We start from the raw sequence: 15,188 nt of genomic DNA, 5'->3' as shown, positions 1-15,188 counted from the left end.
AACAGATAACGAATATTTCCATGTCCGACAAACCACGCATGCAGGTCCGATACGAGGACACCATTCGACCAGAATTGGTGAACAAGTTCGGCTACAAGAATCCACACCAAATCCCAACGATCGAAAAGGTCACCCTGAACATGGGTGTTGGCCAAGCGATCGGGGATAAGAAGATTCTTGACCTGGCGTACGAAGCGATGACCGACATCGCTGGCCAAAAACCAGTGATCACCATCGCCCGTAAGTCGATCGCAAACTTCCGGTTGCGTGAAGGCATGCCGATCGGATGCATGGTGACCCTGCGTCGCCAGCGGATGTTCGAGTTCATGGATCGGTTGATTTCGATCGTGCTGCCACGTGTTCGTGACTTTCGCGGAATCAGTCGCAAAGCGTTCGATGGTCGGGGAAACTACACCATGGGGCTGACCGAGCAATTGGTCTTCCCAGAGTTGAACCCGGATAAATACACACGCCCGCAAGGGATGAATATCACCATCGTGACGTCAGCGAATACGAACGATGAAGCTCGCGAAATGTTGGCTTTGTTCGGCATGCCGTTCAAAGCGGACAAGAAAGCTACCGGAGCTGCTTAGGGATGGCGAAAGCCTGATCTAAACGGTTTTAACAAACAATCATTGGACCTGTAACAAGAAACCTGAGTCACCCCGTGGCAAGTAAATCGAAAGTCGCAAAGGCGAATCGTCCGCCGAAATTCAGCTCTCGAAAAGAGAACCGCTGCAAGTTTTGTGGTCGTCCTCGATCGGTTTACCGTAAGTTCGGGCTGTGTCGGATTTGTTTCCGAGAGAACGCTAACCTGGGATTGATCCCGGGCGTTCGTAAGGCCAGCTGGTGATTAACGATCCTACAGGGGAGCCGACAACATTATGATGACTGATCCAATTGCCGACATGCTGACACGTATCCGTAACGCGGTTCGCGTCGAGAAGCCTTATGTCGATATTCCATCCAGCCGTTTCAAGAAGGGCATCGCCGACGTGCTAAAGCGCGAAGGCTTTATCTGGGATTGGAAGGAAATTGACGAGGAAAATCCTTCGTCGACGCTACGTTTGGAACTGAAATACGGTCCCAACGGCGAACGCGTGATCCAAACGATCAAACGCGTCAGCAAGCCAGGTCGTCGGCTTTACAGCCGCGGCAAGGAACTCAAGCCCGTCCTAGGCGGCCTGGGTATCCGAATCATTAGCACCAGCCGTGGGGTTCTCAGCGATCGCGAAGCGCGACGTGACAACCTGGGTGGTGAAGTTGTCTGCGAAATCGCTTAATAGCGAATCGTAGGCGATACAGCAGAGCCCAATTGGCCGATGTGGCCCGGCTGTGAATTGATAAAATACGTACCTGTTTGAAGCAAAAGCATTTGTTATGAGTCGCGTTGGAAACAAACCGGTGCCCTTGGTCGACGGTGCGAAAGTATCGATTTCTGGCTGCACGATTGACGTCGAGGGTTCCAAAGGCAAGTTGTCGTTCGAACACCGCCCGGAAGTAACCGTGGCGTTGAACGAAGACAGCAACGAAGTAATCGTGACACGCGACAGCGATGAACGTGTGGCTCGCGAGCTGCACGGGCTGACCCGAGCGATCGTTGCCAATATGATCGAAGGCGTGACGAAGGGCTATGAAAAGAAGCTCGAAATCGTCGGCGTCGGTTATCTGGCTGCGATTTCAAACGGTGTCCTTCAGTTGCGTGTTGGCTTTGCTAACGAACTGCATCGCAAGATCCCTGACAATTTGACCGTGACCTGTCCCGATCAAACGCACGTCGTCATTCAAGGCTGTGACAAGCAGGCCGTCGGCCAGTTTGCAGCTGAGATCCGATCGCTGCGTAAACCCGAGCCTTACAAGGGCAAGGGTGTTCGTTATCAAGGCGAACAAGTTAAGATCAAGGCTGGTAAGTCGGCTACGAAGTAGTCCGGTCACCGCACAAAACATTCGAATTCATTTGCGAGCTTGCCAAACAACTCGCTTGCCCAACGAACCATTGCTAAGGCCGATCCACAATCGATCGGACACAAAATGGACAAGAACAAGATCATCCAAAAGAAGCGTCTCCGGCGCCGTAACCACGTTCGCAACAATCTGCGGGGCAATTCAACGCACCCGCGTTTGTGCATCCACCGTTCGCTGAAACACTTCAGCGTCCAGTTGATCGACGACGCGGCCGGCAAGACGCTGGTCAGCGCCAGCACTCGGGACAAAGCTGCATCGATCAAGATCGGTGGCAACTGTGACGCTGCCGCTTCGGTTGGTAAGATGATCGCCGAACGGGCAACCGCTGCTGGCATCACCGTGGTCAAGATGGACCGCGGCCATAACAAATATCATGGACGCGTCAAAGCGTTTGCCGAAGCTGCTCGCGAAAGCGGACTGCAGTTTTAAATCGGTCGACGAAGTTTGCCGAACCCTCCAACAACCTACAACGACGTAAGCGTCCTTTAAGAGGATTAGAACCATCAGTAACTCATCACAAAATCGCGGCGGCGGTGGCGGCGGACGCGGCAAGCGTAAGCAAGAAGAATCGAGCGTACCCGACGGAATGCTCGATCGCGTCGTCAAGATCAAGCGTTGTGCGGCTGTGGTCAAAGGTGGTCGTCGCTTTAGCTTTGCAGCCATGGTTGTTGTCGGCGACGGCAGCGGCAAGGTTGGTTGGGGCTACGGAAAAGCGAACGAAGTTCCGCCAAGCGTCCAAAAGGCTCAAAAGCAAGCTAGCCGAAGCCTGATCGATGTTCCTTTGGTCGAGGGCAGCATCCCTCACCAAGTCATCGGCAAGTACGGCGCGGCAAAGGTGATTCTGATCCCAGCGGGTGCTGGTACCGGTATCATTGCTGGTCAAGCTGTGCGTGCGGTTTGCGAAGCGACCGGAATTCACGATATTCTGACCAAGTCCTACGGCACCAATAATCCTGTGACGTTGGTCAAAGCGACCGTCAATGCACTTTCGCAGTTGCGGACGGTTGATCAGGTCGCTGCCCTGCGTGGGTTGTCGGTCGAAGAACTAGCCGGCTAGTTCAACTGCGGTTCCATTGGCGGGGCCACGCAGCACCAACACATTTGTAAACAGACAACGTTTTTATCGGTCTTTTGTCATGCAACTTAACGATGTCCACCGCGGCATTCAGAAGAAACGGCCTCGCAAACGCATCGGACGTGGTTCCGGTAGCGGCCACGGCAAGACTTCTGGACGCGGCCACAATGGTCACAAGAGCCGTAGTGGTTACAGCCGCAAGCCGACCTTCCAAGGCGGTGCGATGCCGATGATTCGGCGCATTCCAAAGCGTGGTTTCAATAATCGTTGGGCACTGACCGTGTTCGCGGTGAACGTTGCACGTCTGAACGAAGCGTTCAACGATGGTGACGAAGTCACATTGGAAGCCTTGGCCGCCAAAGACTTGGCAAAGGGAACTTTCGACGAGGTAAAGATCCTCGGCGATGGCGAACTGACCAAGAAACTGACCGTATCGGCTCACCGATTCAGCAAGTCGGCTGAAGAGAAGATCACCGCTGCTGGCGGAACGATCAACAAGCTGGTTGCGAAGCGGACTCCGGACGAACGAGTCGCAGCACTGAAGGCTGAAGCAAAGAAATAGTTGTCCCTTTGGGTCATCCAATCGGCATTCGTTGAACGCCCAGCCGAAGTCACCGGCTTGTTTCCAATAACAAGTTAGTGTCATCGACTGGGCGTTCATCCATAACACACCAGCCTGCTATCGCCACGCCGATCGCAAACCGGTAAACTCCCCCAAAATTCTCCCCGGCGGTGAACGCTTTCGTTTCACTTGCCCCCGCGAATCCAAGACGGACCTGACGCATGTTTGAAAAGCTGCGCATCATTTTCTCGATTCCTGAGCTTCGTAAGAAGGTCATGCTGACGATCGGATTGTTGGCGATTTATCGGATCGGTTTCCACATTCCGCTACCAATGATCGCTACGAACATCGGTGACGCTGGTGGGACCGCATCGGAGTTCTTCGAGAAAATTACGCTGTTTGCTGCGAGCGATTTGCGCGAAGCAACGATCTTTGGCCTCGGGATCATGCCATACATTTCGGCATCGATCATTTTCCAGTTGCTCGGGAGCGTCTACAAGCCGCTCGAGGAACTGAAGAAAGAGGGCGAAGCAGGCCGCAAGAAACTGAACGAATACACTCGTTACCTGACCGTGTTGATCTGCGTCGTGCAGAGCTACATGTATTTGAAGTTCATGCTGATGTCCGGTGGCCCGTCGGGCAACGGTGACATCAACCCGAACTTCATGGCGGCCGACGGTTCATTGTTCTGGGGTTGGCAGTTTGTTGCCGTCTTGGTGATGACCTGCGGTACCGTGTTCTTGATGTGGTTGGGCGAACAGATCGACGAGCACGGAATTGGCAACGGGATCAGCCTTCTGATCATGGCAGGGATTTTGGCTCAGATGCCAAAGGCACTGTACGAATTGGTTCGCAACATGAAGACCGAATTGACGGGGCTTAGCCGCGGACAGATCGGGATCGAAACCTTGGTGTTGTTGGTTGTTCTGTTTGTCGGTGTTGTTTTTGGAGTGGTGTTCATCACGCTGGGGCAACGTAAGATTCCTACTCAATCGGCTAAGTTCACTCGCGGTCGCCGCGTCTATGGTGGAACTCGCCAACACCTTCCGCTGCGGATCAACCAGGCCGGCGTGATGCCGATCATTTTCGCCAGCAGTTTGCTGATCATCCCCGGCATGTTGATGGGTGGATTGGCCAGCTTTGTCGGTAGCGAAAGTGCACTGTTCAAACCATTGAACCTGATCGGTTTGACATTGAATGACCAAGGGTCGTTCGTGTTCAACCTGTTCTACGTCGTGCTAATTTTCTTCTTCTGCTACTTCTGGACCGCCATCACCTTCAATCCGAAGGAAATGTCGGACAACCTTCGTGACAGCGGAACGTTCATTCCCGGGTATCGGCCTGGCAAGCGGACGACGGACTACCTCGAAAAGGTCATGGTCCGGATCACTTACGTCGGTGCGGCCTTCCTTTCGATCGTCGCGATCGTGCCAACGATTGTTTACGGTTCGCTGGGCGTGCCTTATTCGATCGCCGGTTTCTACGGCGGTACTGGATTGCTGATTGCAGTCAGTGTGGCGTTTGACCTGGTGCAAAAGATCGACAGCCACCTGGTGATGCGGAACTATCGCGGTTTGCTTGAAGGTGCGGGTGGCGGCGTTTCGCCAGTCGTCTAGACGTTTTTCGGTTTGCGTTCGGATTGCCCACCATCACGATGGTCGGGCGTCCGCAACGGATGTGTTGTCAATCAATCGGCGCAGCGAAGAGGATGTTTCGATGCGAATCATCTTCATTGGTCCGCCCGGCGCCGGCAAAGGGACGCAGTGCAATCGCTTGACCGAGCGGTTGCAGATTCCCCATCTATCCACCGGCGAAATGTTGCGTGAGACGCGTAACGAGTCTGCGCTGGGACGAGTCGTCGCCAGCTATATCGATGGCGGCCGTTTGGCCCCCGATTATCTTGTCATGCGAATCGTGATCAAGCGATTGGCTCAGTCGGACTGCTCCGGCGGTTGTTTGTTCGATGGGTTCCCGCGAACGGTGAATCAGGCACGACTGCTGGATGACTATCTGGCCCAGAAAGATGACGAGATCAATCTCGTCCTGCACTTGGCCGCGCAGCAGGAAGCCCTGGTCGACCGATTGCTGAAGCGGTCGCTGATCGAGGACCGCGCGGACGATAATGCCGAGACCATTTCGGCGCGGCTGCGCGTCTTTCATACTCAGACGGCGCCAGTTTTGGACTATTACGCCGGTCGCGATCTTGTCCGAACGGTGGATGGGATGCGATCGCCCGACGAAGTGTTCGACCAGATCGTTGACCATTTGAAGGTCTAGACCTGCCAACTTGGTATGCGTCATCCATCTGGAAATCAGCGTATCGGGTGGGGCCAATCGGGGCCTATCCGGTCATTCGCTGCTGGCCAATTCTTGTAGGGGCCTTCCCGCCTTGGTGGGGGATTCGTCGTAGGCGGCGGTCGGTCGCTTCGGAATCCTTGATGGCGACAAGTTCGCCGTTTCAGACCGCTGGCAGATCCCTTGGGGACTGTACAATGAACGGAGTCTCGACGGCTTCTTCAAGGACAGGTTTCAACGTGGTTGCTTTTCTTTCTTCGTGCTCCCGGCGACAATCGCATCGTCCCTGGTTCGCCACTACTGGTATCCAGAGTTTCGGTGAGCCTATCCGACGGATGGTCGCATTGGCGGGGTTGGGTTTGCTGGCCCCGTTTTTTGTTGGATCGGTCGTTTTCGCGCAAGGGTTCATACGTCCGGTTTCGGGGGTTGCGTCGGGGCGTTTTATCGATGCACCACGGGTGGTCGAGCAGCGGCTTCGCGAAGCCGAGCGTGCGCTTGAAGAACAGCGAAGCAGTGATGCCGTCGTCGTGCTGGGGGATCTGTTGGCGCGAGATGCCGATCAGTTGGATGAATCGGATCTGTCGGGTCAAGACTTTTTCCTGGCCGATGCAGAGGTCGGACCTGGCCAACCCGTCCAGAAAAGTTTGCTGCGCACCGCTCGGCAGATGATCGGTGGATTGCCGGCTGCAGCGATGGAAACCTACCAGCTTCGTTACGGCGCGACCGCAAAGAAGTTATTGAATCAGGCCAGCGTGGATCGCGACTGGGAAAAGGTTCAGATGGTGCGGCGGCGATACTTCCATACATTCTCTGGATTCGAAGCGTCCTGGTTGCTTGCCCAAGAACAGATGTATTTGGGACATCCTTTGGCAGCGTCTTTGTTGTTGGATGATGTCGTCACACAAGATCGTGCGGTGCAGCATCTTGGTCAGTCGGTGTTGGTGTTGCATGCGTCGGCGTGCCAGTTGGCGAAGCGTCCGGTGCCAGCGCTGCCGCCCGGTGAAATGGCGATCGGCAGTGGGAATTCCGAATCCACATTGACCGTTCCGTCGGTCGATCAGCAGGCTGATTGGTTGAGTGATCGTTCGCGGCAGCTTGACGGGTTCGATCGCGATGCGGGGTCGGACTATGCGATGTTTGGGGCGTCTCCCAGCCGGAATGGTGGATCGGCCGGTCAGATTCCGTTAACGAATTTACGTTGGATGCTGGGCACGACGGCAAGTCCGCGGCAAGAGAGAACGCTGCGGGTCGCGGCAGAGGAACTGGCATCTAGCGGGAAGCTGCCGCCGCCTAGTTGGATGCCAATCCGGGTTGGTGACCATCTTCTGATGCGGACGACCGAGCGGTTGGTCGGGGTCGATTATCGGACGGGAAAGCGGGTGTGGACTTACCCCTGGCAACCTGTCGCCGAGTCTGCCGACGATGACGAATTGGCATTCGACGATTTGACGCAGGAGGATGGTGTCGGCGATCTGTTGGGCCAGCGGGTTTGGAACGATGTTCCATACGGCCAGGTCACCAGCGATGGAACGCGCGCGTTCATGTTGGACAATCTCGGCGAGGTCGAGATGATGTCGTTCAATCCGATGATGAACTTCCGTGGCACTCGCCCAGCCGAGACGAGCACCAACACCTTGGTGGCTTTGGAAATGGCAACCGAAGGCAAGTTGTCGTGGATGTTGGGCGCCGGTGCAGACGATGCGTCGACGCTTTCGGATGCGTTCTTCCTGGGGCCTCCGTTGCCCGTCGATGGTCGGCTGTACGTGATGGTCGAAATTGCGGGGGATATCAATCTTTGTTGTCTGGACCCGGAGACCGGTAACGAAATATGGCGACAACATTTGGTGGCTGTTGAATCGGGCGGCATCGATAACGATCCCATCCGTCGCGTCGGCGGAGCGGTGCCCACCTATCACGAGGGCGTGCTGATCTGTCCTACCGGTGCTGGCGCAACGGTTGCCATTGATCTAGCGGATCGGATGTTGCGATGGGGGGCCATGTACGAACGAAATACAGAGATGTTGCGATCGTTAAGCGGTCGGGGGCGGGGAGTCGAAGCGAGTCAGTTGATGCAGCGTTGGGACAACGGTGCTGCAATCGCCGACGGGATGTCCGTGTTGGTCACGCCAATCGAATCGGATCGCTTGTTCGGTTTCGACCTGCTAACAGGCAAGTCGTTGTTCGCCGAAAAGCCTCGCGTGCAGATGCGGTATTTGGCAGGGATTCGTGATGGACAATTTTATGTCGTCGGCGGGAACGCGGTGCGTGCGTTTTCGTTGGATAGCAGCGGTACCGGCGTATGGACGACTCGCGATCTACTGACCACCGGACAACAGATTTCGGGTCGTGGCGTTTTCGGAAAGGGAACCTATTTGGTGCCGACGACCACGAATCAATTGATTCAAGTTTCTTTGAAAGACGGAAGCATTCTCCAACGCCGCAACACCCGATACCCGTTGGGCAATTTGATTGCGGTCGACGGGGACGTGATCGCGCAGGGGCCGACATCGTTGGCCGTCGCGTTTGGCGAAGCCACGTTGGAACCGATCGTGAACCGCATGCTGAAGAACGATCCCAACGATTTCGAGGCGCTGGTGCGAAAGTCGGAATTGCTGATCCAGCGCGAACAGCGCAGCGAGGCGTTGGAGTACCTAGAGCGGGCTCGTCAGATGGAACCCGATAACGACGAAGTTCATTTGCTTAGCATTTCGGCCATGCTGGGTTTGCTGCGTCAGAACGCGGATGTTGATCCGGCGTTGATCGAAACCTTGGACTCGCTGATCGATCGGCCTGCCCAACGGGTCGAACTGTTATCGCTGCGAATTCGATCTGCACTTGATAAGCAGGATTCGCTGGAAGCCGGAAAACTGTTGATCGACTTTTCGTCGCTGTTGCTTGCCGAGCCGATGTCCGATTCGGTTGCCGATCAGGTGATTGATGACCTGACCCGGCAATGCACGTTGGATAGTTGGTTGGCGGCGCGGGTGGACGAAGTCGCACGGGTTGCATCGGAAGACGACATTCAATCGATCAATGAAATGTTGGCGAGCGTCGCCGGCAAACGCACCAGTAGTTCGACCAGTGATCAAGAACGTTTCTATCGTCATTTCCGGCCATTCGAAGGCGTTAAAACGGTTCGCGATGAACTGGCCCAACGTTATCAGAGTGCAGGTGACTTTCTAAGGCTGGAACGGATGCTGTTGGGGACTCGATTGTTTTCGGCAAGCGATCTTGCCAACTGGCCTTCCGAGGATGCGGTGCTGTTGGCCGAAGCCTACGCGCAGGGTGGATTGGTCGAAGATTCGTTGGCTGTGTTGCGTGCGATCGAAAAACAAGGCGATGCATCGGCGCAGGATGATCAGCCGGCGAAGGTGAATATCTTTGCGGCCAACTGGCCTGAAAAGGTTTCGGTGAATTGGGAATCTCGTCAACTGCGGACTCGCTTTGGGAATCATTCCCAGCGGGTGTCCAAGACCGAAGTGCTTGCCGGCCAGCGTTTCAAAGGTTGGAAATTGATTAGCGACGGGACACTGCCGTTCGCACTGCGCGACCCGAACGGGACGCCGCGGATGATCCCGATCGAAGGCAGCCGCCAGAGTGAAGAGATCGACAAAGAGGCGCAGATCAGTGGCGGCGTGATGTCGGTCTTGTTGCCCAACGGATTGGCGATGATCAATCTGTATGGGCTATTGGGGAATGATACCGAGGCGGTTTTGTGGCAGCGGAATTTGTCGGGTGATGGAAACCCGATCGCCAACCGTCGCGGGGTGCCGACCCCGTTCGGCGAACAAGTGATCCATCGCTATATGAATTCGGCAAGTGCGGCGAAGGTGATTCCCGAATTCAAGATGGGCCCGATCCTGGGCGATCGCGTGCTGATGCTTCAGGGCGGTGACCTAGTGGCGGTCGATTTGATGACCAAGGAAACCCTGTGGCGGAATTCAACCGCACCACGCAGTGGCGTCGTTGTCAGCAACGGTGAATTGGTTGCGGTGGTTTCACCGGTGACTTCCGAGATCGTCTTCTTTGATGTGCTGGATGGACGCAAAGTTGAAACGAAACGTTGGACTCACGGCGAAGTCTGGGAATCCGTTGGCCGGCATGTGTTGGGCTATGACTTGGTCTCTGGCGCAGCCGACGTGGCGGGTCCGTTTCGGTTGGTGCTTGTCGACCCGTTCACCGACCAAGTCAAACAACAAACGGTCACGGGGAAGACTGCGGATGGGGAATCCGCGGGGGCTGCCTATGGCCGAATCGTGGATGGACGTTACCTGGTGATGCTGGAAAGTAGCGGCCAGGCTTTGATTTGGGACTTGGTTGATGGTCGAGAGATCGGGCGTCCCGAATTGCCCGCCTTTGACGATCTGGACGAGGTGTACGCAACGTTGTTGGATGACCAGATGATCATCTTGCCCAAGCGACGCATCGTTCGGCCCAAAGTTCAGATGATCGAACAGCTTCGCACCGGGGATGGTGCGTATCACCAAACCACGCATGGGGTGTTTGCCATTTCGATGAACGATGGCTCGCTTCGCTGGGGAACTGAGTTCGATAAACCGTGGGGATGCACGTTGACGCAAGCACCAGCCACACCCATCCTGATTTTGGCACGTAGCCCGTTTACTCATTCGGTCCAGAGCCGGAGCAAGTACTTGGACGTTATGGGGCTGGATCTTCGTGACGGACGAGAGTGGTTCAAGGAGGAACGACGGCCGATTCACAGTGGCAACAATGAACTGGAAGTTCGTCTGAATGTTCAATCGGTGACCGGCCGCGTGATCGCGGAAATTGGATCCGAGCTGTTGACGTTCCAGTTCGGTGAACCGGTCCAGCCTGCGGTTCAACCCGAGGATCAGCCTCAGCCATAACAGCGTGCCGCCAAGGGGGGGCACGAAGGCTGGCATCGCATCGCAACCGGTACGCCGGACGCATCGCAAACACACTGGAATCAGGGCGGTTTCAGCGGGTGTGACCTAACGTGTCATGCCTGTGGGCGATCATTCTTTTGTCGCTGATCGGATGATGAAAATCGTCGGCATTGGCGATGCTTCGGACGTCTGTCCGGGGATTCCGAATGATCCGCCCTCACGGAGGAGAAATCCAGTGGCAAAGTTCTATGTGCAATGTGGTCCCGTCCAGGGAATCCTGATCGCCGACACTCCACGGCAAGCTGCATTGGCGGCGATCGACAAGTCACTGCAGCAGCATTTGTGGATCTACGATGACGAGGGGTTGGACCAACAGGATTGCCGAAACCATTTGATGATCGAGGCTCTGTTGCATCTGGATCCCATCATTCAGATCAGTGAAAAGGGATTTGATCGAAGCGACGCGTTGCAGATCGGGACGCCCGAGGCGATCGACGCATGGCACCGATTGATGGTGGGGATGAATCAATTGTTCATCGCGGCCGGTCTAGCCCCCCGATCAATGGCCGCCGTCGCCGGGGCCCCCGCGCCAACCCAACCGCCCCGCCGAAAATCGCCTCGGTGAGAGGAGTGAGAAATGTAGGCCGGATGAAGGAGCGCAGCGACGCCCATCCGGCAATCACGCATTCCCGTGCCACGAAACGATTGGAACGTGGGTGATGAAACGTTCGGGGCGTTGTTTCTATGCGCACCAACGTTGAATGAACGCGGTGCGGCGGCCGAAACTCTTGGCGAGTTGCGCTACGAGTTTGGCCACGAGAAGTGACGACGAGAAGTGACGACGTAGGCCGGATGAAGGAGCGGAGCGACGCCCATCCGGCAATTTTGTCCATCCGTTACGTCGATGGGATGCCGGAGCGGCGCTTCGCTTGGTCCGGCCTACATTTGGCGACAAAATGCGGTGTGCGTACGGATTTCGTAACGCAGCGACGCTGATCCGGCAATCATGCATTCCCGTGCTGCGAAACGGATGGGACGTGGGGAATGAAGCGTTTGGGGTGTCGTCCTTATGCGCACCAACGTTGAATGAACGCGGTGCGGTGGCCGAAACTCTTGGCGAGTTGCGCTACGAGTTTGGCGACGCGAGTTTGTGCCACGCGAGTTTGTGCCACGCGTATGTCGACGCGTAGGTTGAAATTGCGATTCTGAGCGCGCACGAAAAAACCCGCTTTGGCTGGCGACGTGCCAAAGCGGGTCTTTCGCTGATATGTTGGTGATGAAGCTCGCCCGAGGGCGGTGTTTTCTGTTGAGTCAGTTGGAGTGTCATTTTCACAGATTCGATGATCTCGGTCACCCGAGAACACCATGTTCTAAGAATCCTTAGAAAGGAGGTGATCCAGCCGCAGGTTCCCCTACGGCTACCTTGTTACGACTTAGTCCCAATTGTCGAACTGACCTTCGGCGCCTGCCTCCCGTGAGGGTTAGCTTAACGACTTCGGGCCCTTCCAACTTTCGTGGCTTGACGGGCGGTGTGTACAAGGCTCAGGAACACATTCACCGTAGTATGCTGACCTACGATTACTAGCGATTCCGGCTTCATGCAGGCGAGTTGCAGCCTGCAATCCGAACTGAGGTACGGTTTCTAGGATTTGCTCCACCTCGCGGCTTAGCGTCCGTTTGTCCGTACCATTGTAGGACGTGTGCAGCCCTAGACATAAAGGCCATGAGGACTTGACGTCATCCCCACCTTCCTCCGGTTTGACACCGGCAGTCTCTTTAGAGTCCCCGGCATTACCCGCTGGCAACTAAAGATAAGGGTTTCGCTCGTTAAGGGACTTAACCCGACATCTCACGACACGAGCTGACGACAGCCATGCAGCACCTGTGCAAGAGCTCCCCGAAGGGCACTCTCTACTTTCATAGAGGTTCTCAAGCATGTCAAATCTAGGATAAGGTTCTTCGCGTAGCCTCGAATTAAGCCACATCCTCCACCGCTTGTGTGAGCCCCCGTCAATTCCTTTGAGTTTCAGCCTTGCGACCATACTCCCCAGGCGGAATACTTAACGCTTTCGCTACGGCCGAGAGGATGTGAAAGTCCCCTCAACCCAGTATTCATCGTTTACGGCTAGGACTACCGGGGTATCTAATCCCGTTCGCTACCCTAGCTTTCGTGCCTCAGCGTCAGAAAAGATCCAGTGATGCGCTTTCGCCACCGGTGTTCCCTATGATATCAACGCATTTCACCGCTCCACCATAAGTTCCCATCACCCCTATCTTCCTCGAGCTTGGGGGTTTGAAACGCAATTCCACGGTTGAGCCGTGGGCTTTCACATCTCACCTACCAAGCCGCCTACGCACGCTTTAAGCCCAGTGATACCGAATAACGTTTGGACGGTTCGTCTTACCGCGGCTGCTGGCACGAACTTAGCCCGTCCTTCCTCTGAAGATCGGTCAACCATGAGAGAGTGCCCTCATGGATTTCCTCCCAACTGACAGCGGTTTACAACCCGAGGGCCTTCATCCCGCACGCGGCATCGCTCGGTCAGACTTTCGTCCATTGCCGAAGATTCTCGACTGCAGCCATCCGTAGATGTCTGGGCAGTGTCTCAGTCCCAGTGAGCCGGGCCATGCTCTCACACCCGGTAACCATCGCAGCCTTGGTGGGCCATTACCCCGCCAACAAGCTAATAGTACGCGGTCCGATCTCAGAGCGGAATCACACCATTTGATCCGTAGATATTATCCGGTATTACTAGCAGTTTCCCGCTACTATCCCAGTCTCCGAGGTACATAACCACGCGTTACTCTCCCTTTCGCCACTGTCCCTTCGCTTAGCAAGCTAATTGAAGTTCTCGTGCGACTTGCATGCCTAATCCATGCCGCCAACGTTCATTCTGAGCCAGGATCAAACCCTTCAATTTTGTATTGATTCACCAGTGCGACCGAAGTCACACCGGGAGAAAGCAAAGTTAAAACCGATAAGCTGATCTGGTCTGGAGCCTCGGTAAAGACTCCAGCGATTCGCCATTTTTTCGCTTCATCTGTGGCGGGCAAGCCCGCCGCAGAATCACGAGAAATGACCTCGCAAATCTGAACTCAACAGAAGTTTCATCACCAAATTGTCAAAGATCAATTAGTCGCTGAGTGGCGTGATTGGCACCCTTCGGTGCCGGCCAGTGTCGTTGACTGTTCCCTTAGTATCGGGAAGTGTTTCGTTTTCGTCAACCGGTCTTAGGGTCGAAAGTTAAAAAACTTTTGAGCCGCTTCAGGCGGTTGACGCTGACGTGGATCGGCCGCGTTCGCTAGGCGAAGTTGGCTGACCGGTGTCAGCGAGGCGGAAAGATATCGGGACTCATCTTGGATCGCAAGTGGCAACGAAGCTTTTCTGGCGAATTTTCTGAGAAGACGCTTTTGAGCGTCCCGATATGCTTCCTGTGAGCACTGTTCATCGTCGTCTGCGGTCGCTCTCTACATGCTATTCGGCGGGTTTTAGCGATATTTCTGGAATCAGCGGCTCGTTATCGCAAACCAGAGGCCGATTCGATCGCGGGATAAAGTTGTTGCCAAAGAACGGCTAGCAAAGCGGAATCGATGCCCAGCAGCCCAAAAGTTGCCTCCGACGGCGGCAGCAACACGGCGGATTTGGTCGATGACCAGCCGCTTCGGTTGCACAAAAAGTTTGCGATGGCCACGCAAGCGACCGTTTGGCCGTCGGGTTGGCCCAAAATTCGGTCCGGTTCGTGGTGATAGCGGGCAGCTGTTTGGACGGCGTCGGGCATTCCCCATTGCCGTAGGATGATCTGGCCCAATTGAGTGTGATCCCAACCGAGGATTTCCTGCTCGACTTCGTGCAGGGGAGAGAGGTGGTCGGTTTGGCTGATGGTTTCTGCGAATGCGACGGGATCCAGCTTTTCGCTGGCCAGCATTCCAATGTCGTGCAGCGTCCCGGCGACCATCACCAGGCCGGGATCGGTTAGCGCACAGGTGCGGGCGATCAGGTTCGCCACGGATCCGACCGCGATGGAGTGTGCCCACAACCGATCGCGGCTGTAATTGTCGATGCGTTTTTCGGGCAGCATCATACCGCGGACCCAGCAGAGGAATGCCAGCCGCGATAAATCGCAGGGTTCCATCACTCGAGCGGCATCGTCCAACGTTTGGTAGGGCCGCGACAGGTTGTACATCGGTGTGTTGCACCAAACCAAAAGTCGCTGGGAAAGCACCGGTTCGCTGCGAAGCCAGCAGGCGAGCGTTTCCTTGTCACGGCCGTCGAAGTCGCCCGATGCAATCAATCGACGGGCACCGTCGGGAAGTGCAAGTTCCCACTTGGCCTGTTCGGCGCGGATACCGAATCGAACGGGCATGGAAGGGGATGATGAAGACATGGATCAGGATGATTCGATGGAATGTGCTGTCTAGTTTG

General features: G+C 55.6%; 12 protein-coding genes and 1 rRNA gene. 11 read left to right on the top strand and 2 right to left on the bottom strand.

The features are described 5' to 3' along the window. Window positions 1-20: 20 nt before the first annotated feature. From rplE to K227x_RS23005, 11 genes are all read left to right on the top strand, one after another. Entirely contained in the window at window positions 21-593 is a 573-nt protein-coding gene (gene rplE, locus K227x_RS23055) for a 50S ribosomal protein L5 (protein ID WP_145173406.1), read from the top strand. 74 nt (window positions 594-667) lie between these two features. Further along, window positions 668-853, top strand: a complete 186-nt coding sequence (locus K227x_RS23050) for a type Z 30S ribosomal protein S14 (RefSeq protein WP_145173403.1) — start codon at window positions 668-670, stop codon at window positions 851-853. 31 nt (window positions 854-884) lie between these two features. After that, window positions 885-1,283, top strand: a complete 399-nt coding sequence (gene rpsH / locus K227x_RS23045; protein WP_145173400.1) for a 30S ribosomal protein S8 — start codon at window positions 885-887, stop codon at window positions 1,281-1,283. A 97-nt stretch (window positions 1,284-1,380) separates the two neighbouring features. Further along, complete coding sequence (rplF, locus tag K227x_RS23040; protein ID WP_145173397.1) at window positions 1,381-1,926, top strand: 50S ribosomal protein L6; 546 nt, start codon at window positions 1,381-1,383, stop codon at window positions 1,924-1,926. A 105-nt stretch (window positions 1,927-2,031) separates the two neighbouring features. Further along, window positions 2,032-2,394: a 50S ribosomal protein L18 gene (rplR, locus tag K227x_RS23035; RefSeq protein ID WP_145173394.1), complete on the top strand. Its 363-nt coding sequence runs from the start codon at window positions 2,032-2,034 to the stop codon at window positions 2,392-2,394. 157 nt (window positions 2,395-2,551) lie between these two features. Next, window positions 2,552-3,022 carry a 30S ribosomal protein S5 gene (gene rpsE, locus K227x_RS23030; protein WP_145173390.1) on the top strand — a complete coding sequence of 157 codons (471 nt, stop codon included), beginning with the start codon at window positions 2,552-2,554 and terminating at the stop codon, window positions 3,020-3,022. Window positions 3,023-3,101: 79 nt separating this feature from the next. Continuing rightward, window positions 3,102-3,602 carry a 50S ribosomal protein L15 gene (gene rplO / locus K227x_RS23025; RefSeq protein WP_145173387.1) on the top strand — a complete coding sequence of 167 codons (501 nt, stop codon included), beginning with the start codon at window positions 3,102-3,104 and terminating at the stop codon, window positions 3,600-3,602. A gap of 221 nt (window positions 3,603-3,823) precedes the next feature. After that, entirely contained in the window at window positions 3,824-5,218 is a 1,395-nt protein-coding gene (gene secY / locus K227x_RS23020) for a preprotein translocase subunit SecY (RefSeq protein ID WP_145173385.1), read from the top strand. Window positions 5,219-5,318: 100 nt separating this feature from the next. Next, on the top strand, window positions 5,319-5,879 hold the full coding sequence (locus K227x_RS23015; RefSeq protein ID WP_145173382.1) for an adenylate kinase: 561 nt from the start codon (window positions 5,319-5,321) through the stop codon (window positions 5,877-5,879). A gap of 476 nt (window positions 5,880-6,355) precedes the next feature. Next, window positions 6,356-10,765 (top strand): outer membrane protein assembly factor BamB family protein, encoded by a 4,410-nt coding sequence (locus K227x_RS23010; protein ID WP_218933475.1) that lies wholly within the window; start codon window positions 6,356-6,358, stop codon window positions 10,763-10,765. Between the two features lie 235 nt (window positions 10,766-11,000). Beyond that, window positions 11,001-11,390, top strand: coding sequence for a hypothetical protein (locus K227x_RS23005; RefSeq protein ID WP_145173376.1), 390 nt, complete (start codon window positions 11,001-11,003; stop codon window positions 11,388-11,390). A 759-nt stretch (window positions 11,391-12,149) separates the two neighbouring features. Here K227x_RS23005 and K227x_RS23000 read toward each other — a convergent pair. Then, window positions 12,150-13,686: ribosomal RNA gene (locus tag K227x_RS23000) — 16S ribosomal RNA — on the bottom strand. A gap of 597 nt (window positions 13,687-14,283) precedes the next feature. Then, the gene (locus K227x_RS22995; RefSeq protein WP_218933474.1) at window positions 14,284-15,129 is read right to left on the bottom strand and encodes an HDOD domain-containing protein; all 846 of its coding nucleotides are present in this window, start codon (window positions 15,127-15,129) and stop codon (window positions 14,284-14,286) included. Between the last annotated feature and the right edge of the window lie 59 nt (window positions 15,130-15,188).

The organism is Rubripirellula lacrimiformis, assembly GCF_007741535.1.
Taxonomy (GTDB): domain Bacteria; phylum Planctomycetota; class Planctomycetia; order Pirellulales; family Pirellulaceae; genus Rubripirellula; species Rubripirellula lacrimiformis.
This window is presented reverse-complemented; position numbering and strand designations above follow the sequence as displayed.